The sequence below is a fragment of the Pseudomonas fulva NBRC 16637 = DSM 17717 genome (genome assembly GCF_000730565.1).
Taxonomy (GTDB): Bacteria; Pseudomonadota; Gammaproteobacteria; order Pseudomonadales; family Pseudomonadaceae; genus Aquipseudomonas; species Aquipseudomonas fulva.
Map to the genome: position 1 here is coordinate 110,716 of NZ_BBIQ01000001.1, position 19,645 is coordinate 130,360.

The 19,645-nt window shown below is 62.1% G+C and carries 21 protein-coding genes; 6 read left to right on the plus strand and 15 right to left on the minus strand.

The window, feature by feature from the left end; translation table 11 throughout:
• Nucleotides 1–3: 3 nt before the first annotated feature.
• The 4 genes from PFU01S_RS00500 to exbB form a co-directional block, all read right to left on the minus strand.
• Nucleotides 4–930, minus strand: a complete 927-nt coding sequence (locus PFU01S_RS00500; protein ID WP_023532770.1) for a hydrogen peroxide-inducible genes activator — start codon at nt 928–930, stop codon at nt 4–6.
• Between the two features lie 94 nt (nt 931–1,024).
• Complete coding sequence (locus PFU01S_RS00505) at nt 1,025–1,756, minus strand: energy transducer TonB (protein ID WP_027913359.1); 732 nt, start codon at nt 1,754–1,756, stop codon at nt 1,025–1,027.
• Nucleotides 1,753–2,181 carry a TonB system transport protein ExbD gene (gene exbD / locus PFU01S_RS00510; RefSeq protein WP_027913360.1) on the minus strand — a complete coding sequence of 143 codons (429 nt, stop codon included), beginning with the start codon at nt 2,179–2,181 and terminating at the stop codon, nt 1,753–1,755. The genes PFU01S_RS00505 and exbD overlap by 4 nt, the downstream gene beginning before the upstream one ends.
• A gap of 3 nt (nt 2,182–2,184) precedes the next feature.
• Entirely contained in the window at nt 2,185–3,147 is a 963-nt protein-coding gene (exbB, locus tag PFU01S_RS00515) for a tonB-system energizer ExbB (RefSeq protein ID WP_028686778.1), read from the minus strand.
• 165 nt (nt 3,148–3,312) lie between these two features.
• On the opposite strand from exbB, the gene PFU01S_RS00520 reads away from it, so the two are divergent.
• Nucleotides 3,313–4,164 (plus strand): SDR family oxidoreductase, encoded by an 852-nt coding sequence (locus PFU01S_RS00520; RefSeq protein ID WP_027913362.1) that lies wholly within the window; start codon nt 3,313–3,315, stop codon nt 4,162–4,164.
• Between the two features lie 60 nt (nt 4,165–4,224).
• Here PFU01S_RS00520 and PFU01S_RS00525 read toward each other — a convergent pair whose 3' ends face one another.
• The 5 genes from PFU01S_RS00525 to PFU01S_RS00545 form a co-directional block, all read right to left on the minus strand.
• Complete coding sequence (locus PFU01S_RS00525; protein ID WP_027913363.1) at nt 4,225–4,956, minus strand: hypothetical protein; 732 nt, start codon at nt 4,954–4,956, stop codon at nt 4,225–4,227.
• 57 nt (nt 4,957–5,013) lie between these two features.
• Nucleotides 5,014–5,394, minus strand: a complete 381-nt coding sequence (locus PFU01S_RS00530) for a RidA family protein (RefSeq protein ID WP_009684531.1) — start codon at nt 5,392–5,394, stop codon at nt 5,014–5,016.
• A gap of 23 nt (nt 5,395–5,417) precedes the next feature.
• A complete protein-coding gene (gene spoT / locus PFU01S_RS00535) occupies nt 5,418–7,526 on the minus strand; it encodes a bifunctional GTP diphosphokinase/guanosine-3',5'-bis pyrophosphate 3'-pyrophosphohydrolase (protein ID WP_027913364.1) in 2,109 nt (702 codons plus the stop codon).
• Nucleotides 7,527–7,585: 59 nt separating this feature from the next.
• A complete protein-coding gene (gene rpoZ / locus PFU01S_RS00540; RefSeq protein WP_012312123.1) occupies nt 7,586–7,849 on the minus strand; it encodes a DNA-directed RNA polymerase subunit omega in 264 nt (87 codons plus the stop codon).
• Between the two features lie 237 nt (nt 7,850–8,086).
• The gene (locus PFU01S_RS00545; protein ID WP_027913365.1) at nt 8,087–8,959 is read right to left on the minus strand and encodes a LysR family transcriptional regulator; all 873 of its coding nucleotides are present in this window, start codon (nt 8,957–8,959) and stop codon (nt 8,087–8,089) included.
• A gap of 206 nt (nt 8,960–9,165) precedes the next feature.
• Here PFU01S_RS00545 and PFU01S_RS00550 point away from each other — a divergent pair, with 206 nt between their 5' ends.
• Together PFU01S_RS00550 and PFU01S_RS00555 are read left to right on the plus strand one after the other, a co-directional pair.
• A complete protein-coding gene (locus tag PFU01S_RS00550) occupies nt 9,166–10,548 on the plus strand; it encodes a glutamine synthetase family protein (protein WP_027913366.1) in 1,383 nt (460 codons plus the stop codon).
• 109 nt (nt 10,549–10,657) lie between these two features.
• Entirely contained in the window at nt 10,658–12,199 is a 1,542-nt protein-coding gene (locus PFU01S_RS00555; protein ID WP_027913367.1) for an APC family permease, read from the plus strand.
• 63 nt (nt 12,200–12,262) lie between these two features.
• Here PFU01S_RS00555 and gmk read toward each other — a convergent pair whose 3' ends face one another.
• A complete protein-coding gene (gene gmk, locus PFU01S_RS00560) occupies nt 12,263–12,883 on the minus strand; it encodes a guanylate kinase (protein ID WP_027913368.1) in 621 nt (206 codons plus the stop codon).
• A 13-nt stretch (nt 12,884–12,896) separates the two neighbouring features.
• Nucleotides 12,897–13,760 (minus strand): YicC/YloC family endoribonuclease, encoded by an 864-nt coding sequence (locus tag PFU01S_RS00565; protein ID WP_027913369.1) that lies wholly within the window; start codon nt 13,758–13,760, stop codon nt 12,897–12,899.
• A gap of 225 nt (nt 13,761–13,985) precedes the next feature.
• Here PFU01S_RS00565 and rph point away from each other — a divergent pair, with 225 nt between their 5' ends.
• Both rph and PFU01S_RS00575 read left to right on the plus strand, forming a co-directional pair.
• Nucleotides 13,986–14,708 (plus strand): ribonuclease PH, encoded by a 723-nt coding sequence (rph, locus tag PFU01S_RS00570; protein ID WP_023532860.1) that lies wholly within the window; start codon nt 13,986–13,988, stop codon nt 14,706–14,708.
• Between the two features lie 22 nt (nt 14,709–14,730).
• Nucleotides 14,731–15,099: a DUF4870 domain-containing protein gene (locus tag PFU01S_RS00575; RefSeq protein ID WP_028686777.1), complete on the plus strand. Its 369-nt coding sequence runs from the start codon at nt 14,731–14,733 to the stop codon at nt 15,097–15,099.
• Nucleotides 15,100–15,133: 34 nt separating this feature from the next.
• On the opposite strand, the gene crc is transcribed toward PFU01S_RS00575, so the two are convergent.
• Entirely contained in the window at nt 15,134–15,913 is a 780-nt protein-coding gene (gene crc / locus PFU01S_RS00580) for a catabolite repression control protein Crc (protein WP_023532406.1), read from the minus strand.
• Between the two features lie 80 nt (nt 15,914–15,993).
• On the opposite strand from crc, the gene pyrE reads away from it, so the two are divergent.
• Entirely contained in the window at nt 15,994–16,635 is a 642-nt protein-coding gene (pyrE, locus tag PFU01S_RS00585) for an orotate phosphoribosyltransferase (RefSeq protein ID WP_027913370.1), read from the plus strand.
• 102 nt (nt 16,636–16,737) lie between these two features.
• On the opposite strand, the gene argB is transcribed toward pyrE, so the two are convergent.
• The 3 genes from argB to dut all read right to left on the minus strand — a co-directional run bounded on the left by argB (nt 16,738) and on the right by dut (nt 19,642).
• Nucleotides 16,738–17,646, minus strand: a complete 909-nt coding sequence (gene argB, locus PFU01S_RS00590; protein ID WP_023532327.1) for an acetylglutamate kinase — start codon at nt 17,644–17,646, stop codon at nt 16,738–16,740.
• A 29-nt stretch (nt 17,647–17,675) separates the two neighbouring features.
• A complete protein-coding gene (locus tag PFU01S_RS00595) occupies nt 17,676–19,076 on the minus strand; it encodes a phosphomannomutase/phosphoglucomutase (RefSeq protein WP_028686776.1) in 1,401 nt (466 codons plus the stop codon).
• 110 nt (nt 19,077–19,186) lie between these two features.
• Entirely contained in the window at nt 19,187–19,642 is a 456-nt protein-coding gene (gene dut, locus PFU01S_RS00600; protein WP_027913372.1) for a dUTP diphosphatase, read from the minus strand.
• Between the last annotated feature and the right edge of the window lie 3 nt (nt 19,643–19,645).

A 19,645-nucleotide genomic window follows, 5' to 3' on the forward strand; every position in this document is an offset into this window, starting at 1 on the left:
GGCTCAGGCAGTTTGCTCAGTGGGCGTTTTGGCGACCGAGCACAGGCGGATCGAGTCGGCAAGAATCTCGATGGCTTTGGGCCGCGGGAAACTGGCGCGCCACGCGATCGCCACGGTACGAAATGGCGCTGGTGCAGTCAGCGGGCGCACCTCGATCACGCCCGGTGCATAGTGATGGCTGTGCACGGCCGACAGCGGCAGAATAGAGACCCCCAGCCCAGAGGCCACCATGTGGCGAATGGTTTCCAGCGAACTGGATTCGACCGTGGTGTGGCGTGCGCCTTCACCGCCCTTGTTCAAGGTGGGGCACGCCTCCAGCACCTGGTCGCGGAAGCAGTGACCCTCGCCCAGCAGCAACAGGCTCTTGTCGTTGAGCGATGCCGCATCGATGGTTTTCTTCGCCGTCCATGGGTGGTCGGCTGGCATCAGTGCGCAGAAAGGCTCGTCGTAGAGCGGCAGGGTCAGCACGTCGGCCTCGTTGAAGGGGAGGGCGACGATCACCGCATCCAGTTCACCGTTACGCAGCTTCTCACGCAGCACATGGGTGAAATTTTCCTCGATGTACAACGGCATCTGCGGTGCCACGCGGTGCAGCTGTGGGATCAGGTGAGGAAAGAGGTAAGGGCCGACCGTGTAGATCGCGCCCACCTTGAGCGGAGCGGTCAATTGGTTTTTGCCGGCCTGGGCCAGCTCGCGGATGCCCTGAGCCTGTTCGAGGACTTTCTGAGCCTGGGCCACGATGCCTTCGCCAACCGGCGTGAGGCGCACCGCGCTCTTGCTGCGCTCGAAGATCAGTACGCCGAGCTCATCCTCGAGCTTCTTCACACCCACCGAAAGGGTAGGCTGGCTCACGTGGCAACGCTCGGCTGCATGGCCGAAGTGCTGTTCCTGGGCGAGTGTGACGATGTAACGGAGTTCTGTGAGGGTCATAACGTGCGTCCATGAAGTTGCGAGCCCAGCATAGCGGCTGCAATCGATAGACGCACGTTATCAGACTTGCCGATTTGTGACAGAAACAAAAGCGTCAGCGGCGGTCCAGTGAGTACACGAACGGCGCGACGACTTCGATCGTCCCGTTGTTCAGCAGCTCAGCCGGCGGTTTGGGCACCTTGCCCGCTCGCCGAATCATTTCCATGGTCGCCCGGTCCAGTGACGCGCTACCCGACCCCCCGGCCAGTGAATACGACACGACCTTGCCCTCGGCATCGACCACGAAGCGCAGGCGATTGATGCCCTGCAAGCCTCTGCGGCGCGCGTCTTCCGGGTATCGCTTGTACTTCGCCAGGTGGCGCAGCAGGTCACTCTGCCAGGTCGGCAGTGCGGTGCTGTTGGATGCGACGCTCGGTGCCGGTGCTGCGGATTTCTGCGGCGGCGTATTGCTGGGTGGTGCGTCTACCGTTTCCTTGGTAGGCGGCGCTTCCTTCGGCGGCTCAGGCTTTTTCTCAGGCTTGGGCGGCTGTGGCTTGGCCTTCGGCTTGGGCGGCTTGGGAATGGCGATTTTGGGTTTAGGGGCTTCCACTACCTTCGGCAGCGGGGGTTCTTCGACCGGCGCCGGTGGTTGGGGAACTGCTTTGGGAGGAGGTGGTGGCGCAGGCTCCGGCAGTGGTGCCAGCTCGACCATCATGGCTGCCGGGGGCAGCTCGATGGCCTGGGGCACCGACCAGTTGAGCATGAGCAGCACAGCGACGGCATGGACACCCAGCACGAGCGCCAGGCTGCCGCTGTAACGCGCCAGATTGTGCCGCGTCTTCGTCATTTCTTGGCTGCCGTCTCAAGACCTACCAGACCGACTTTGAGGTAGCCGGCCGCGCGCATGTTGTTCATCACTTCCATCAGATCACCGTAATCCACGCCTTTGTCGGCCTGGAAGAAAATGGTGGTGTCCTTGTCACCCTTGGTCTTGGCGTCCAGCATCGGGCCAAGGCGCTCGGGCGCCGGAACCGGGTCATCACCGACATAGAGCTTCTGGTCGGCCTTGACGCTGACGAAGACAGGCTTCTCGGGCCTGGGCGCCGGCTTGGCCGTCGAGGCAGGCAGGTCGACCTTGATGTCGACCGTGGCAAGGGGCGCTGCGACCATGAAGATGATCAGCAGTACCAACATCACGTCGATGAACGGCGTCACGTTGATTTCGTGGTTTTCGGCGAGGTCGTCGCCACCTTCGTTCAGATGCAGGCCCATGGCTTACCCCACTTTCACCATGTGCGGGGCGGCGCGATCGCTGCCCTGATGGTCCAGGTCACGGCTGACCAGCAGCAGTACCTGGGCCGACGCGTCGGACACCTGCGCCTTGTAGCCGGCGATAGAGCGGGCGAAGACGTTGTAGATGACCACGGCGGGGATGGCGGCAACCAGGCCCAGTGCAGTGGCCAGCAGCGCTTCTGCAATACCCGGGGCGACCACGGCGAGGTTGGTGGTCTGGGTCTTGGCGATGCCGATGAAGCTGTTCATGATGCCCCACACGGTGCCGAACAGGCCCACGAAGGGCGCAGTGGAGCCGATGGTGGCCAGCACGCCCGTGCCGCTGCTCATGTTACGTCCGCTGGCGTGGACCAGTCGTTCCAGACGGAAGCTCACGCGCTCCTTGATGCCTTCCTTTTCACGGGCATTGGCCGACAGGCGCATTTCCTCGAGCGCATCGTGAACCAGGGTGTGGGCCAGGGTGCCTTCCTTGTTGGAGACTTCGCTGGCTTCCTTGAGGCTGGCCGATTTCTTCAGGCGGGCGATTTCCCCGCGCAGGCGGCGCTTGGCACCCATCAATTCGAAGCCTTTGGCGATCCAGATGGTCCAAGTAATGATCGAGGCGATGGCCAGGCCGATCATGACGGCCTTGACCACGACATCGGCGTTTTTGTACATGCCCCAGGGCGACAGGTCATGGGCCATGCCGAGCGAGGTATCTTCCACCAGGGCTTGCACGTTAGGGTCTGCAGCAACAGGAGCCGGTGCGACGGTACCCGGTGCCGCTTCGCCGGCCGGAGCGCTAGCGGGCGCTGCAGCGCTGGCCGCCGGCGCCGTTACCGGAGCGGTGGCATTGGGCTCATCGGCCATGGCGACCGGGGCCAGCGCCAGGCTGAGAATCAGCGCAGCGGTGGCGCGCCAGGCGCGCGATGGGGTTGGCGAAGCGAAAGGTTGGGTACGTGTCATGCTGGCCGGACCTGATGAAGATGATGGGTGAGCGTTCTTCAAGGCCTCGAGGCAGGCCGAGAACAATTTGGCCGCCATTATTGCAAGTAATTCTTGTTAACAAAAGTAATATTGTTGCTTTTTCTCCTGCAGGCGGGCTGAGTAATCGGCCCTAGAGGGCTTCAGATGTCTGACTTGAGTGTGTTGATCGTAGGATGTGGTGACGTCGGTAGTCGCCTCGCGCGACAAATGCTAGCGCGTGGTTGGCAGGTCAGCGGTTTGCGCCGTTCGGTGGCGCAGTTGCCTGAAGGTGTAGTGCCGATCGCGGCTGATCTGTCGGACCCGACCATTCCAGCCGCCTGGCCTGAGCAGGCACCTGACTACCTGGTGTATTGCGTGGCTGCCAGCCAGCATGACGAGGCAGGTTATGAGGCGGCGTATGTCCAGGGGTTGCGTCATGTGCAGCGCTGGCTGGCCGAGCGAGGGCAACGACCACGACGCCTTTTGTTCGTATCCAGCAGCAGCGTATTTGGGCAAAAGGGGGGCGAGTGGGTTGATGAGCAATCGGCCACCGAACCTGACGGCTACTCGGGGCGCATCATGCTCGAGGCTGAAAGGCTGGCGTTATCCGGTGCTGTCCCAGCCAGCGTGGTTCGCCTGACCGGCATCTATGGCCCAGGCCGCGAGTGGCTGTTGCGTCAGGTGCGTCAGGGTTATCGCGTCGCCGAGCAACCGCCTTTGTATGGCAACCGCATTCATGTAGACGATGCTGCCAGTCTGCTGGCATTCCTGCTGCAATGCGACAGCGAAGGCAAGGCGCTGGACGATTGCTACATCGGCGTGGACGACAGCCCGGCGCCACTGGCCGACGTCGTAACTTGGCTGCGTCATCAGTTGGGGGTCACGCAGTGGTCCGATGAGGAGCGAGTGCGTCGCACGGGCAGCAAGCGCTGCAGCAACGCCCGCGCACGGGGGCTAGGCTGGTCGCCGCAGTACCCCAGCTACAAGGAAGGCTACGGGGCAATCCTTGGGCAGTGATCGCCTGGCTGACGCTCAGGTAGCCTGCGTGCTACCTGAGCGCTGACTGGACGGGTAGGGTCAGTTGTGTTGCAGGAGCCACTGACGCTTGCCGGCGGCCAGCATCGGCATTTCATCCGGCTGGGCGCGGTTTACCGCCTGGAAGATTTCCAGCTGGTTGCCATTGCGCTTGATGATGAATGGCGCCCCGCGCTGGTTGCGCTCCAGCCATAGGCTGTCATTGCTGCCGCCCATCGTTGCGCAATCACCGGCCAGGCACAGGGCAAAGCGATCCGGACCAGGTAGGCCGGTGACGTTGCCGCTGTCGCTGAACGTCACGTTGGCACCCTTGCCTGGGCCCTCCATGATCGTCCAGGCGCCGCCGAGCCAGGCCTGATACAGCGCCTGCTCGAAGCTGCTTCCCAATGGCGCATTGTTGCCACTGGGCGTCTTGGCGCGCTCGAAGCGCTGTTTGGCGCCCTGCTGGTCGACCGTTTGCAGTTCGTCGCCGTCCAGCGACAATTGCTCGGTGGCACCGCCTTCGAAGGTGGCCAGCCACTGCTTGTCATTGGCGCTGAGCTGACCGTCCGAGGCCTCGAACCCATTGCTGTAGCTGGCGCGCTGGGTGGCAACATCGAGCTTCCACTCGAACACCGGGCCATGCTCGTTCAGGGCCTGGCGAAGGTTGCCTTGCTTGACGGCCGCAGTGATGGCGTCCTGATTGATCCAGGTGCCGTTGAAGTCTTCAGGTTTGTGGCTGGCGCAGCCGCCCAGAACCAGGGCTGCCAGCGTGAGAGGCAAAGCTATGCGCATGACGGGAACCTTTCAGGAGAGAGAGGGCGGCGAGGGCAATGCTCGCCGCCTGGGGCATCACTCGATGACGAGGATGGCGTCCATCTCGACCTGCGCGCCTTTTGGCAGCGCGGCTACGCCAATGGCGGCGCGAGCGGGATAAGGCTGCTCGAAGTAGCGACCCATTACCTCGTTGACCTTGGCGAAATGGCTCAAGTCGGTCAGGAAGATGTTCAGCTTGACGATGTCCTTGAACGAACCGCCTGCTGCTTCGGCCACAGCCTTGAGGTTCTCGAACACCTGGACGGTCTGGGCCTCGAAGCCTTCGACCAGTTCCATGGTCTTGGGGTCCAGCGGGATCTGGCCAGACATGTACACGGTGTTACCGGCCTTGATCGCCTGCGAGTAGGTGCCGATGGCGGCAGGGGCCTTGTCGCTGTTGATGACGGTCTTGCTCATGATGACTCCTTGCGGTTGGCGGACTACGTACGCATGCGGGTGATGCGAACTACACCAGTCAGGGTACGCAGCTTCTTGATCACACGCGCCAGGTGCACGCGGTCGTGCACGCTGACCACCAGTTGGACCACGCTGATACGGCCGTCGCGTTCGTCCATGCTGATCTTCTCGATGTTGCCATCGGCCGCGTTGACGCTGCTGGCCAGCAAGGCGATCAGGCCGCGCTGGTGCTCCAGCTCTACGCGCAATTCGACGTTGAATTCGCCAGTGATGTCCTTGGCCCAGGAAAGCTGGACGCATTTCTCGGGATTGTGACGAATTTCACTGATGTTTCGGCAGTTCTCAAGGTGCACGACCATACCCTTGCCCGCCGAAAGGTGGCCCACGATCGGGTCGCCCGGAATCGGCGTACAACACTTGGCATAGCTGAGCACCAGGCCTTCGGTGCCGCGAATCGCCAGCGGGCCTTCAGGGGCCGGCAGTTGCTCGCCTTCTGCAGACAGCAGGCGGCGAGCGACCACGTAGGCCATGCGGTTGCCCAGCCCGATGTCTTCGAGCAGGTCTTCGATCAACTCCAGGCGGTATTCGCTGAGGATGGCCTGCACGCGCTCGCGCGGAATCTGTTCCAGCGCGCTGTCGAAACCGGTCAGCACCTTGTTGAGCAGCCGCTCGCCCAGGCTGATGGATTCGGAGCGGCGCTGCTGCTTGAGCGCATGGCGAATATGTGTGCGCGCTTTGCCGGTGACCACGAAATTGAGCCAGGCCGGATTGGGTCGGGCCCCTGGTGCGCTGACGATCTCTACCGTCGAGCCACTCTGCAACGGCTCGGAGAGCGGTGCCAGGCGCCGGTTGATACGGCAAGCGATGCAGCTGTTGCCGACGTCGGTGTGCACCGCGTAGGCGAAGTCCACGGCAGTGGAGCCCTTGGGCAGCTCCATGATGCGGCCTTTGGGCGTGAAAACGTAAACCTCGTCCGGGAACAGGTCGATCTTGACGCTCTCGATGAACTCCAGCGAGTTGCCTGCACGCTGCTGCAATTCAAGTATGCCTTTGACCCACTGCCTGGCACGGGCATGGTTGCCCTTGGGCTGCTCATCCCCATTGGCCTTGTACAGCCAGTGCGCAGCGATACCGTTGTTGGCCATCTCTTCCATTTCGCGCGTACGGATCTGGATTTCGATGGGCACGCCGTGCATGCCGAACAAGGTGGTGTGCAACGACTGGTAGCCGTTGGCCTTGGGAATGGCGATGTAGTCCTTGAACCGCCCTGGCAGCGGCTTGTACAGGTTGTGTACGGCACCGAGGACGCGGTAGCAGGTATCGACCTTGTCGACGATGATGCGGAAGGCATACACGTCCATGATCTCGTTGAAGGCGCGACGCTTGCCGCGCATCTTCTTGTAGATGCCATAGAGGTGTTTTTGTCGACCACTGATCTCGCCTTCGATACCGTCGGCAGCCAGGCAGTTGGCCAGCGACTGCTCGATCTTGGCGACGATTTCCTTGCGGTTGCCCCGTGCACTCTTGACGGCGCGATGGATCAGCGACGAGCGCATCGGGTGCATGGCCTTGAAGCCAAGGTCTTCGAACTCGACGCGTACCGTGTGCATCCCCAGGCGGTTGGCGATGGGTGCGTAGATCTCGAGGGTTTCCTTGGCGATCCGGCGCCGTTTCTCGCCGGACAGCACTTCCAGGGTGCGCATGTTGTGCAGGCGGTCGGCCAGCTTGACCAGGATCACGCGAATGTCGCGTGCCATGGCCATGGCCATCTTCTGGAAGTTCTCGGCTTGCGCCTCGGCCTTGGTTTCGAAGTTCATCTGGGTCAGCTTGCTGACCCCGTCCACCAGCTCGGCAACCGTCTCGCCAAATTGCTGGCTGAGGGCTTCCTTGGCAATACCAGTGTCTTCGATCACGTCATGGAGCATGGCCGCCATCAGGCTTTGATGGTCCATGTGCATGTCGGCAAGGATGCTGGCCACGGCCAGCGGGTGCGTCACGTAGGGCTCACCGCTGCGACGACGTTGCCCATCGTGCGCCTGTTCGGCGTAGAAGTAGGCGCGCCGTACCAGGTTGACCTGTTCGGGGCCTAGGTAAGTCGACAGCCGTTCGGCCAAGGCCTCTATACCCGGCATGGCTTAGCCTCCTGCCGAGATAGGGGGCCTTGCGCCTCGCGACGTCGACCGGGCATCAATCAGACAGCCTCGTTCGACTCGTCCTCGAACGCGGCAAAGACCGGATCCTCGGTGACAATTTCTTCAGCGGCGATGAATTCGTTGGTCACGATGCCTTCGGCGATTTCGCGCAGGGCGACGACGGTAGGCTTGTCGTTTTCCCATGCAACGCGTGGCTCTTTACCGCCGGTCGCCAGCTGGCGAGCGCGCTTGGTCGAGAGCATGACCAGCTCAAAACGGTTATCCACGTGTTCCAGGCAGTCTTCAACAGTTACGCGGGCCATGGTCTTCCTCAGTAGCAAATGCGGTAGGCGTGCAGCCCATTAGTGGGCAGGCGGACTCGATAGTATAAAAATTCACCAGCCAATAGGGAAGCGCTGTTTTGTCGAGCGTCGCCGTGCGGTGCGGTGCGAATCATTCAGGTACTTCGATGCATGTCCGCGTTTGCCAGGCCTGATCATACTGCTGGAACGCAGTGCAAGGACCGCCATAGACGCCTTGCAATGGCCCTGACAATAACCTCAGAGCATTGCGTCACGCAACCGTGGGGTGAGCTCCTCGAAGAGGGTCTGCACCGAGCGCAGCGCGCGGCAGTCCGGTCGGGTCAAGAGCCACAACTGGGTGTCGCAACCCGGCAACGGCCCGCTGAGTGCATCGACCCCTGGCAGGCTATGCACCATGTAGTCCGGCAGCGCTGCCACGCCCAGGCCAGCGGTGACCAGTTGGGCAATGGTGGACATACCGCTGCACTGGTAGCGCGGGCTCAGGCCAGGGTGTTGCTGGTTGCGCCAGACCACCGTCGGATGGTCCTGCATGGCGTCATCCGGCGCGATCCATGGCACCGCGCTGGCGCTTTCACCGAGGCGGTCGCGCCAATGGGGTTGGCCGCATATCACATAGGAAGTCGAACCCAGGTTGCGCCCCACCAGGTGCTCGGGCGGCGTGTTGGTCAGGCGCAGGGCGATGTCTGCGTCTCGCCGGCTGAGGTTGGCGAACACATTGGAGGTGCCCATCTCCAGCGACAGCGCGGGGTAATTCTGCATGAAGTCGGCCAGTGCAGGCAGCAGCAGGCTGTGCATGACGGCCTCCGTGCAGGTCAGCCGCACGGTACCACTGACGACCTGTTCACCGCTGGTCATGGCAATGCGCGCCGCCTCGAGTGCCTGTTCTGCGCGCTCGGCCTGCTCGGCCAGGGCCTGTGCAGTGTCGGTGGGCAAGTAGCCTTTGCGGCTCTTGACGAACAGGGCCGTGCCCAGCGCTGATTCCAGGCGACGTATCGACCGGAAAACGGTCGACACGTCCACCTTGAGCAACTCGGCCGCCTTGGCCAGAGAGCGCCCGCGTTCCAACGCCAGGACCAGCGAAAGGTCGGCATGGGTAATTTGATATTGCATCGGTGCACGCTCTCGTTGCCGAATTGCCAATGTCTGTTGCGTCAGGGCCATTTTATAGTGAAACGACCCCCGGGAATCAATGCGCCCGCTGCGGTTACCGATCCCCACGATGGGAAAGTGAAAACAACAACAGCTGCAACCATCGTCGCCTACCAGGCGCCAGCCGTCTCTCCACATCGCCGCAGCCAAGCAAAGGATGTACAGCCATGACGTCGCTAGCCCCGTGCGCCCGCTTCTCACGCGAGATGAATGACTTCCTGCAGGCACACCCCGACACCCAATACGTCGACTTGCTGATTGCCGATATGAATGGAGTCGTGCGTGGCAAGCGCATCGAGCGGGCGAGCTTGCACAAGGTGTATGAGCGAGGTATCAATCTGCCAGCATCGCTGTTTGCGCTCGACATCAACGGCGCTACCGTGGAAAGCACTGGACTGGGCCTGGACATGGGCGATGCCGATCGCATCTGCCACCCCATTGCCGGTACGCTTGCGCATGAACCTTGGCAGAAGCGCCCCACCGCCCAGTTGCTCATGACCATGCACGAACTGGACGGCCAGCCGTTCTTCGCCGATCCGCGCGAAGTCTTGCGTCAGGTCGTGGGCCGGTTCGAAGCGCTTGGCCTGACCCTGCGCGTTGCATTGGCGCTCGAGTTTTACCTGATCGATCAGGACAACCTCAATGGGCGACCGCAGCCGCCGCGCTCGCCGTTGTCCGGAAAGCGTGCGCATTCGACCCAGGCCTACTTCATCGACGACCTGGACGAGTACGCCGACTGTTTGCAGGACATCCTCCAAGCGGCAAAGGCCCAAGGCTTGCCTGTCGATGCCATCGTCAAGGAAAGCGCGCCTGCGCAGTTCAAGGTCAATCTGCATCACGTGGCCGACCCTCTGAAAGCCTGTGATCAAGCGATCCTGCTCAAGCGCCTGATCAAGAACGTTGCCTACGACCATGAAATGGACACGACATTCATGGCCAAGCCCTATCCCGATCAGGCGGGCAATGGTCTGCATGTTCACCTGTCGCTTGTAGAAAAACACAGCGGCAAGAACCTCTTTGCAAGCGACGAACCGCTCAGGTGCGAAGCGCTGCGCCATGCCATCGGCGGTGTACTGGAGACACTTCCCGCGTCGATGGCCTTCCTGTGCCCGAACATCAATTCGTATCGCAGGTTCGGCGCCCAGTTCAATGTACCAAACGCCCCAGGCTGGGGCTTGGATAACCGTACCGTGGCCCTGCGTGTGCCCACAGAAAACAGCCACAGCGCCCGCCTGGAACATCGCGTGGCAGGTGCAGACGCCAACCCTTACCTGACGCTTGCGGTGATTCTTGCTGGCGTTCACCATGGCCTGACCCATCAGATCGAGCCGCAGGCGCCCATTGAAGGCAATGCCTTCGAGCAACTGGAACAGAGCCTTGCGAACAACCTGCGCGACGCGCTGCGCGCGCTGGAAGACAGCGAAGTGCTCAAGCGGTACATCAGTGCGCATTACATCGATATCTTCGTGGCCTGCAAGGACAGCGAGCTGGCCGAATTCGAGGTGTCGATTTCCGACCTCGAATACAACTGGTACCTGCACACCGTGTAGCGCCAAGGCGCCTGCATGAAGCCAGGGGAAGGTTTTGCAGCGGGCTCTGAGTGGGCAGGCCTTGGCGAGAGGCTTGTTAAAAACAATTCCAACACTACGGCTGATATTCATGAGCGATTACACAGAAGCCGGCCGCCCACCCGATGTGGCGGCTGGCGAAAGCATCCAACAGGGTGGCAAGGGCCTGGCCAAAGGCCGGTTAGGGCTGTTGGCCAGCGTGGTGCTGGGCATCTCCACCATCGCCCCGGTCTACACCCTTACCGGCGCCTTGGGCCCGACCGTGCGCGAGGTCGGCGCTCACCTGCCGGCGGTGTTCATCGTCGGGTTCCTGCCCATGCTGCTGGTCGCCCTGGGCTATCGCGAGCTGAATTCGGCCGAGCCGGACAGCGGTACGTCGTTCACCTGGTCGGCGCGAGCCTTCGGCCCGATGATTGGATGGATCGGCGGTTGGGGGCTGGTGGTGGCGACCACCATCGTGCTGTCGAACCTGGCCGGTGTGGCAGTGGACTTTTTCTACCTGTTCCTCGGCCAGATCACAGGCAACCCTGGACTGGCGGCGCTTGCCGACAACTTGCTGATCAATATCGTGACCTGTTGCGTGTTCATCGCCTTGGCCGTGTGGATCTGTTGCCGGGGCATGACCACGACCATGACCGTGCAGTACGGTCTGGTGGCGTTGCAACTGCTGGTACTGGTTGGTTTCGCCTTCGCAGCATTCGGCGAAACGACGGCGCCACCGCCCCTGGCATTCGATTTCGCCTGGTTCAACCCGTTCGGGGTCGAATCCTTCTCGGCGTTCGCCGCCGGGCTGTCGTTGTCGATCTTCATTTTCTGGGGCTGGGACGTATGCCTGACCGTCAGTGAAGAATCGGTAGGCAGCGAAGAGGTTCCGGGCAAGGCGGCCACCTGGACCGTGTTGTTGATTCTGGGGCTGTACTTGCTGACGGCCATTGCCACGTTGCAGTTCGCCGGCATCAGCGAGTCGGGGCTGGGCCTGAACAACCCGCGCATCCAGGAAAACGTGTTCGCCCATCTGGCCGGCCCGGTCATGGGGCCGCTGGCGATCCTGATGTCCATCGCGGTACTGGCCAGCACCGCTGCTTCCCTGCAATCGACCTTCGTTTCGCCTGCGCGCACCTTGCTTGCCATGGGCTATTACGGGGCGGTACCGCAGAAGTTTGCCAAGGTCTGCCCGCGCTCGCAGACGCCGCGTTACGCCACGGTATGCGCCGGGGTGGCCGCCGGGCTGTTCTACGTCACCATGCGCACGCTCAGCGAAAACGTACTGGCCGACACCATCACCGCCCTGGGCATGATGATCTGCTTCTATTACTCACTCACGGCGTTCGCCTGCGTCTGGTATTTCCGCAGCAGCCTGTTCGGCAGCCTTCGGCATTTGCTCATGCGCGGGCTATGCCCTTTGGTGGGCGGTGTCATCCTGTCGGTGATCTTCGTGCGCACAGCCATCGACAGCGCCTCGCCGGACTTCGGCAGTGGCTCGCACGTCGGCGGGGTCGGGCTGGTCTTCGTGATCGCGGGGATTATTTCCGTCCTGGGGATCGTGCTGATGCTGATGTCCCGGCTGCGAGCCCCCGCCTACTTCCTGGGAGCCACGCTGCGTCAGCACGCTACCTTGCCGTTGCGGGACTGACCAGGGCCACTACCTGCGACGTGCAGAAGATTGCGCGAGGGCCTTCCGGAAGGCCCGCGCGCGTCAGCCGATCAACTGCTCGAGCAGCGCCCCATGGCGGTGTTGCTGCTTCTTCAGGAGCAGGCGATTGGCGCGGAACACGGCTTTCAAGTCCGCCAGTGCCGTATCGAAAACATCGTTGATGATCACGTAGTCGTACTCGTCGTAATGCACCATCTCGCTGACGGCCTCTTTCATGCGCCCGGCGATGATCGCGTCGCTGTCCTGGCCGCGGCCATCGAGGCGCTCGCGCAATGCGGCCTGGCTTGGCGGCAGGATGAAGACCGACAACGCCTGTGGCATCAGCTTGCGTACCTGCTGCGCGCCTTGCCAGTCGATTTCCAGGATCAGGTCGAAGCCTTGGTCCAGCGTCTGCTGCAATGCACTGCGAGAGGTGCCATAGAAGTTGCCGAACACCTCGGCATGCTCCAGAAAATCGCCCTGTTCGATCAGTGCCCTGAACGCGTCATGCTCGACGAAGTGGTAGTTCACACCATGCTGCTCGCCAGGACGCATGGCCCGGGTGGTGTGCGAGACGGAAACACGAATCTGCTTGTCGTCCTGGGTCAGGGCGTTGACCAGGCTGGTCTTGCCGGCGCCGGACGGAGCGGAAACGATATAGAGGGTGCCGCTGGTGTGGTTCATGGTCGGTGTGGCCTTACTCGATGTTCTGTACTTGTTCACGCATCTGTTCGATCAGGACCTTCAGGTTGACCGCCGCCTGCGTGCTGCGGGGATCGAAGGCTTTGGAACCGAGCGTGTTGGCTTCGCGATTGAGCTCTTGCATCAGGAAATCCAGGCGGCGCCCGGCGGCACCTGCACCCTTGAGTACGCGCCGTACTTCGGCGACATGGGTGTCGAGGCGATCAAGCTCCTCAGCCACGTCGCTCTTCTGGGCCAGCAGGACCATTTCCTGCTCCAGGCGCTGCGGGTCGATTTCGGCCTGAAGGTCGTTGAAGCGATCCAGGATCTTCTGGCGTTGCGCGGCCAGCATCTGTGGCACCAGCGCTCGCAGCGTCGTGACCTCTTCGGCCATGCTGTCCAGGCGCTCGTTGATCAGACGGGCCAATTCCTGGCCTTCGCGCTGACGCCCGGCCTTGAGTTCGGCAAGCGCGTCGTTGAACAGCGCCATGGCTTGGGCATTGAGTGCCTGTGGGTCGCTGGCGTCAGCGACCAGTACGCCCGGCCAGGACAGCACTTCCAACGGGTTGAGCGGCGCCGGCTGCTGGATCAGCGCTGCCACTTGCTCGGCGGCGGCCACTAGCTGCGCAGCGCGCTCGCGGTCGACCTGCAACGGCTTGCCGCTGCTGTCCTCGTTCAGGCGCAGGGTGCATTCCACCTTGCCTCGGGAAAGGCCTTGGCGCAGGCCTTCGCGCACGCCACCTTCAAGGTCGCGCAGGGCATCGGGCAGGCGCAGGTGCGGCTCCAGGTAACGGTGATTGACCGAGCGCAGCTCCCAGACCAGGGTGCCTTGGCTGCCGGCGCGCTCGACCCGCGCAAACGCGGTCATGCTGTGCACCATGGGGGTACCTCGCGTAAAGATTGGACATGGCAGCCTGCTGGCTGCGAGGCGCAGGATTGTAGCGCACTGGGGCCTTGCGACCCAATGCGCCAGTGCGCCTGAGCGACGGACAGGACCGTCGCAAATGCAGGCGCGCACGACCGTCAGCGACGATAGGCGTGTCCTCACTAGGCTACGGGCTCTATAATGCCTGCCAGATTCAATGTCCCAGTACAGGTATCCCAGATGAAACGTCCAAGTGGTCGCGCCGCCGATCAGCTCCGCTCGATCCGCATCACCCGCAACTACACCAAGCACGCCGAAGGGTCGGTACTGGTCGAGTTCGGTGACACGAAAGTCATCTGCACGGTCAGCGTGGAAAACGGCGTGCCGCGCTTTCTCAAAGGCCAGGGCCAAGGTTGGTTGACCGCCGAATACGGCATGCTGCCGCGCTCGACGGGCGAACGTAACCAACGCGAAGCCAGCCGTGGCAAGCAAGGCGGTCGCACGCTGGAGATCCAGCGCCTGATCGGCCGCTCACTGCGCGCAGCGCTGGACATGAGCAAGCTCGGTGACATTACGCTGTACATCGATTGCGATGTCATCCAGGCCGATGGCGGCACCCGTACAGCCTCCATCACCGGTGCCATGGTTGCCGTCTGTGATGCCTTGGCCGTGATCAAGAAGCGTGGTGGCCTGAAGGCGGGCAACCCGCTCAAGCACATGATCGCCGCCGTGTCGGTGGGCATGTATCAGGGTGAAGCGGTGCTCGACCTGGACTACCTGGAGGACTCGGCAGCCGAAACCGACCTGAACGTGGTCATGACCAGCGCTGGCGGTTTCATCGAGGTGCAGGGTACGGCAGAAGGTGCGCCGTTCCAGCCAGAAGACTTCAACGCCATGCTCGCCCTGGCGCAGAAGGGCATGGACGAGATCTTCCAGCTGCAGCAAGCCGCGCTGGCAGACTGAACCTGATCAGGAGGGTGCAGGCATGACCGATCCGAATATTTCGATCATCCCGCCCAGTGCCGAGGTCAGGCAGTGGGCGATGCTCTGTCACCTTTCCGCGCTCCTTGGCCTGGTGATCCCGCTCGGGCACCTGCTGGGGCCGTTGGTGCTGTGGCACCTCAAGCGCGAGCAGGACCCGTTCATCGATGCGCAGGGCAAGGAAGCGCTGAATTTCCAGATCAGCGTGACCGTGGCAGGGTTCATCTGCCTGCTGCTGATATTCGTGGTGATCGGGCTGGTGCTGTTTGCCGTGCTGTCAGTGGCGGTGATGATTCTGATCGTCATCGCTGCGGTACGCGCCAACGAAGGCAAGCCTTACCGCTACCCGATGATCTGGCGGCCGATCAAATAGCCAAGTGGGGCTGCAAGGCAGCCCCACTGGTTGTTCAGATAGTCAGCGTCCAGTCGTAGTCGACGATCAATGGCGCATGCTGGGAGAAGCGCGGCTGACGTGGCAAGCGCGCGTTGCGCACGAAGCGGCGCAGGCCTGGGGTGAGGATCTGGTAGTCGAACCGGTAGCCCAGGTTCAGCATTTCGGCCTGCTCGTTGTCCGGCCACCAGCTGTACTGGTCACCCTCACGGCTGACTTCGCGCAGGGCATCCACGTAACCCATCTCGCCGGTGATGGCATCCATCCAGGCACGCTCTGGCGGCAGGAAGCCCGGCGACTGCTGGCTGTCACGCCAGTTCTTGATGTCGAGCTTCTGCTGGGCAACATAGAACGACCCACAGTAGATGTACTCACGGCGCTTGCGACGCTGCTTGTCCAGGTACTTGGCGAAGTCGTCCATCAACTTGAATTTCTGGTTCAAGTCTTCATCCCCGTTCATGCCCGAAGGCAGGAGCAGGCTGGCAATACTGACTTTGTCGAAATCTGCTTGCAGGTAACGCCCGTAACGGTCGGCTGTCTCGAAGCCCAGGCCGGTGATGACTGCCTTGGGCTGCATGCGCGAATAAAGGGCCACACCACCTTGGGCAGGCACCTCCGCGTCGCAGGCATAAAGGAAATAGCCATCGAGCTGGAAAGCTGGGTCATCGAGTTCAAAGGCCGAGGCGCGGGTATCCTGAAGGCAGATGACGTCGGCATTCTGGGCTTGTAGCCAGCTGAGCAAACCACGCTCGGCCGCAGCCTGAATGCCATTAACGTTCACACTGATGATCCGCATAAATGGCCCCATAAATCTCGTGCGTGTATGATACCCGAGCTCAACCCATTTAGCTAAATCCGTGGTGTCCGGGACTTTCCATGCAGCCGTATCAGCGCGACTTCATCCGTTTTGCCATCGATCGCGGGGTCCTGCGTTTCGGTGAGTTCACTCTCAAGTCCGGGCGTACCAGCCCGTACTTCTTCAACGCTGGCCTGTTCAACACAGGTTCGGCACTGGCCGAGCTGGGGCGTTGCTACGCCGCCGCCATCGTCGACAGTAAGATCTCGTTCGACGTGCTGTTCGGCCCGGCCTACAAGGGTATTCCCCTGGCCGCGACCACTGCCGTCGCGCTGGCTGACCAGCATGGGCAAGATGTGCCCTGGTGCTTCAACCGCAAGGAAGCCAAGGATCACGGCGAGGGCGGCAGCCTGGTCGGTGCGCCTCTGGCAGGCGATGTGCTGATCATCGACGACGTGATCACTGCCGGTACCGCCATTCGCGAAGTCATGCAAATCATCAAGGCGCAGCAGGCCAACGCCGCTGGCGTGCTGATCGCGTTGAACCGCGAGGAGCGTGGCAATGGCGAGCTGTCGGCCATCCAGGAAGTGGAGCGCGACTTCGGCATACCGGTGGTCAGCATCGTCTCGCTGACCCAGGTGCTGGAGTTCCTGGCTGACGACCCGCAACTCAAGCAGCACCTGCCTGCGGTCGAGGCCTACCGGGCGCAGTACGGGATCTGACCCAGGGTCTGAAAGCGAAAAAGGCGACCTCGGTTTGAGGTCGCCTTTTTTGTGCCGCCAGTTCTGGCCTGTCGCCGGCTTGGCGGCGACAGGCCTGGCAGGTCAGGAAAGCGACTTGTGGTTGGTGATCAAGGTGCCCACGCCGCTGTCGGTGAAGATTTCCAGCAGCACCGCGTTCGGCACGCGGCCATCGATGATGTGCGAGCTGTTCACGCCGCCTTGCACCGCATCCAGGGCGCATTTGATCTTCGGAAGCATGCCACCGTAGATGGTGCCGTCGGCGATCAGTTCGTTGACCTGCTCTGTGGTCAGACCGGTCAAGACCTGGCCCTGCTTGTCCATCAGCCCGGCGATGTTGGTCAGCAGCATCAGCTTCTCGGCCTGCAGCGCTTCGGCCACCTTGCCTGCTACCAGGTCGGCATTGATGTTGTAGGACTCGCCATTGATGCCGACGCCGATGGGGGCGATCACCGGGATGAAATCACCCTTGACCAGCATGTTCAGCAGGTCGGTGTTCACGCTCACCACTTCACCCACATGGCCGATGTCGATGATCTCGGCGGTGGTCATTTCCGGCGTCTGGCGGCTGACGGTGAGCTTGCGTGCACGGATCAGTTCCGCGTCCTTGCCAGTCAGGCCGATGGCGCTGCCACCGTGCCGGTTGATAAGGTTGACGATGTCCTTGTTGACCTGGCCGCCCAGTACCATTTCCACAACGTCCATGGTCGCCGAATCGGTCACGCGCATGCCGTCGATGAAATGGCTTTCGATGGAAAGCCGCTTGAGCAGATCACCGATCTGCGGGCCACCCCCGTGCACTACCACCGGGTTGATGCCCACGGCCTTCATCAGCACGATGTCGCGGGCGAAGCCCGTCTTGAGCTCCTCGCTTTCCATCGCGTTGCCGCCGTACTTGATCACCAGCGTCTTGCCGACGAAGCGGCGAATGTAGGGCAAGGCTTCGGACAGAACTTCGGCTACGTGGGTGGCGGCATCGCGATCGAGGGTCATGCAGGGCTCCTGTGAGGCCAGATAGTCGGTCAGAACGGCAGTTGCAGGTCAGGTTCTACCCGCAGCAACTGAGTGCGGAAAACATCCTTGATACGCTGCAACTCGGCGTCGCTGTCGGCCTCGAAGCGCAGTACCAGAACCGGTGTGGTGTTGGAGGCACGCACCAGGCCCCAGCCCTGTGCATAGTCCACCCGCACACCGTCGATGGTGGTCAGGCGCGCGTCACCCCAATCGGCGTCGCGTTGCAGTGCATCAATGATGCTGAATTTACGTTCATCGGTCACATCAATATTGAGTTCCGGCGTGGAAATATCATCAGGAAAAGCGGCGAACACGGTTTCGGCACTCTGTTCGGTCTTGCTGAGGATTTCCAACAGGCGCGTAGCGCTGTAGATGCCGTCGTCGAAACCGTACCAACGTTCCTTGATGAAGAGATGACCGCTCATCTCGCCTGCGAGCAAGGCGCCGGTCTGATGCATCTTCTTCTTCATCAACGAATGACCGGTCTTCCACATCAGGGTACGACCGCCCAATCGTTCGATCAGGGGGATGAGCCGTCGGGTGCACTTGACGTCGAAGATGATTTCGGCGCCTGGGTTACGAGCCAGGACATCCTGGGCGAACAGCATCAGCAAGCGGTCGGCGTAGATGATGCTGCCGGCCTCGGTCACCACGCCGACGCGATCCGCGTCGCCGTCGAATGCCAGGCCGAGGTCCGCACCCGTGCGCTTGACCGTGTCGATCAGCACCTGAAGGTTCTGCGCCTTGCTGGGGTCGGGGTGATGGTTCGGGAAGTTGCCATCCACTTCGCTGAACAGCGCAATCACCTCGCAACCCAACGCTTCGATCAGTTGCGGGGCGATCACGCCAGCGACGCCGTTGCCACAGTCCACGACCACCTTGAGCCTTCTGGCCAGCTTCACGTCACTGACGATCCGCTGGAAATAGCGCTCCAGAATCGCTACCTGCTGCACGTGCCCTGTGCCCAGGGTCAGGTCATTGGCCTGCAAGCGGCCGAGCAGCGCCTGGATCTGCTCGTTGGCCAGGGTGTCGCCTGCAATGACGATCTTGAAGCCGTTGTAGTCCGGGGGGTTGTGACTACCGGTGAGCATCACGCCCGATTTGCCGCCCAGTTCGTGAGTGGCGTAGTACAGCGCCGGCGTGGGTACCAGACCAAGGTCGTTCACATGGCAGCCTGCTTCGACCAGGCCGCGGATCAGCGGCTCGACGAGCAGCGGGCCGGACAGGCGACCATCGCGGCCCACGCTGACCTGGGGTTCGCCCATGGCCAGGCTCTGTGCGCCGACGGCGCGGCCTATCCAGTAGGCGGTATCAGCGTGCAGCGTCTTGCCGACGATGCCGCGGATGTCGTAAGCGCGAAAAATACCAGGCGGCAAGTGGGCGCGGCCCGCCGGGGCCATGTCGTTCATCTGGAAAACCCCATCAGTCAGAAGCGCTCGGTTGCAGGCGCACGCAGAGCGCTTGGACGAAGGTTGCGGCCCGGAGTTCGCCATCCATGGCGAATGTGCTCATGTGCGGTTCAACGGGTGCCGGAGTGACCGAAGCCACCGGCGCCGCGCTGGCTTTGATCGAACGATTCGACGATCTCGAACTGCGCCTGTACCACGGGCACGAGCACCAGCTGGGCGATACGCTCACCGACAGCGATGGTGAAGGCGGTGGTGCCGCGGTTCCAGCACGACACCATCAGTTCGCCCTGGTAGTCCGAATCGATCAGCCCGACCAGGTTGCCCAGCACGATGCCATGCTTGTGGCCCAGGCCCGAGCGCGGCAGCACGAGTGCGGCAAGACCCGGGTCGCTGATATGGATGGACAGGCCCGTTGGAATCAGGACCGTCTGACCGGGTTCGAGCACCGTGTCCTGCGTGAGCAGCGCGCGCAGGTCAAGGCCGGCGGAGCCCGGAGTGGCGTACTGCGGCAACGGGAATTCGGTACCCAGGCGTGGGTCGAGGATCTTGGCTTGTAATGCGTGCATGTA

What these genes read in the sequence shown, in the direction of transcription:
- PFU01S_RS00525 (WP_027913363.1), bottom strand. Translation starts at nt 4,956, where the DNA reads ATGCGCATAGCTTTGCCTCTCACGCTGGCAGCCCTGGTTCTGGGCGGC.
- PFU01S_RS00520 (WP_027913362.1), top strand. Translation starts at nt 3,313, where the DNA reads ATGTCTGACTTGAGTGTGTTGATCGTAGGATGTGGTGACGTCGGTAGT.
- argB (WP_023532327.1), bottom strand. Translation starts at nt 17,646, where the DNA reads ATGACCCTCGATCGCGATGCCGCCACCCACGTAGCCGAAGTTCTGTCC.
- crc (WP_023532406.1), bottom strand. Translation starts at nt 15,913, where the DNA reads ATGCGGATCATCAGTGTGAACGTTAATGGCATTCAGGCTGCGGCCGAG.
- PFU01S_RS00505 (WP_027913359.1), bottom strand. Translation starts at nt 1,756, where the DNA reads ATGACGAAGACGCGGCACAATCTGGCGCGTTACAGCGGCAGCCTGGCG.
- PFU01S_RS00565 (WP_027913369.1), bottom strand. Translation starts at nt 13,760, where the DNA reads ATGGTGCACAGCATGACCGCGTTTGCGCGGGTCGAGCGCGCCGGCAGC.
- gmk (WP_027913368.1), bottom strand. Translation starts at nt 12,883, where the DNA reads ATGAACCACACCAGCGGCACCCTCTATATCGTTTCCGCTCCGTCCGGC.
- PFU01S_RS00530 (WP_009684531.1), bottom strand. Translation starts at nt 5,394, where the DNA reads ATGAGCAAGACCGTCATCAACAGCGACAAGGCCCCTGCCGCCATCGGC.
- spoT (WP_027913364.1), bottom strand. Translation starts at nt 7,526, where the DNA reads ATGCCGGGTATAGAGGCCTTGGCCGAACGGCTGTCGACTTACCTAGGC.
- PFU01S_RS00550 (WP_027913366.1), top strand. Translation starts at nt 9,166, where the DNA reads ATGACGTCGCTAGCCCCGTGCGCCCGCTTCTCACGCGAGATGAATGAC.
- PFU01S_RS00575 (WP_028686777.1), top strand. Translation starts at nt 14,731, where the DNA reads ATGACCGATCCGAATATTTCGATCATCCCGCCCAGTGCCGAGGTCAGG.
- PFU01S_RS00545 (WP_027913365.1), bottom strand. Translation starts at nt 8,959, where the DNA reads ATGCAATATCAAATTACCCATGCCGACCTTTCGCTGGTCCTGGCGTTG.
- PFU01S_RS00555 (WP_027913367.1), top strand. Translation starts at nt 10,658, where the DNA reads ATGAGCGATTACACAGAAGCCGGCCGCCCACCCGATGTGGCGGCTGGC.
- PFU01S_RS00595 (WP_028686776.1), bottom strand. Translation starts at nt 19,076, where the DNA reads ATGAACGACATGGCCCCGGCGGGCCGCGCCCACTTGCCGCCTGGTATT.
- dut (WP_027913372.1), bottom strand. Translation starts at nt 19,642, where the DNA reads ATGCACGCATTACAAGCCAAGATCCTCGACCCACGCCTGGGTACCGAA.
- rph (WP_023532860.1), top strand. Translation starts at nt 13,986, where the DNA reads ATGAAACGTCCAAGTGGTCGCGCCGCCGATCAGCTCCGCTCGATCCGC.
- pyrE (WP_027913370.1), top strand. Translation starts at nt 15,994, where the DNA reads ATGCAGCCGTATCAGCGCGACTTCATCCGTTTTGCCATCGATCGCGGG.
- exbD (WP_027913360.1), bottom strand. Translation starts at nt 2,181, where the DNA reads ATGGGCCTGCATCTGAACGAAGGTGGCGACGACCTCGCCGAAAACCAC.
- rpoZ (WP_012312123.1), bottom strand. Translation starts at nt 7,849, where the DNA reads ATGGCCCGCGTAACTGTTGAAGACTGCCTGGAACACGTGGATAACCGT.
- PFU01S_RS00500 (WP_023532770.1), bottom strand. Translation starts at nt 930, where the DNA reads ATGACCCTCACAGAACTCCGTTACATCGTCACACTCGCCCAGGAACAG.
- exbB (WP_028686778.1), bottom strand. Translation starts at nt 3,147, where the DNA reads ATGACACGTACCCAACCTTTCGCTTCGCCAACCCCATCGCGCGCCTGG.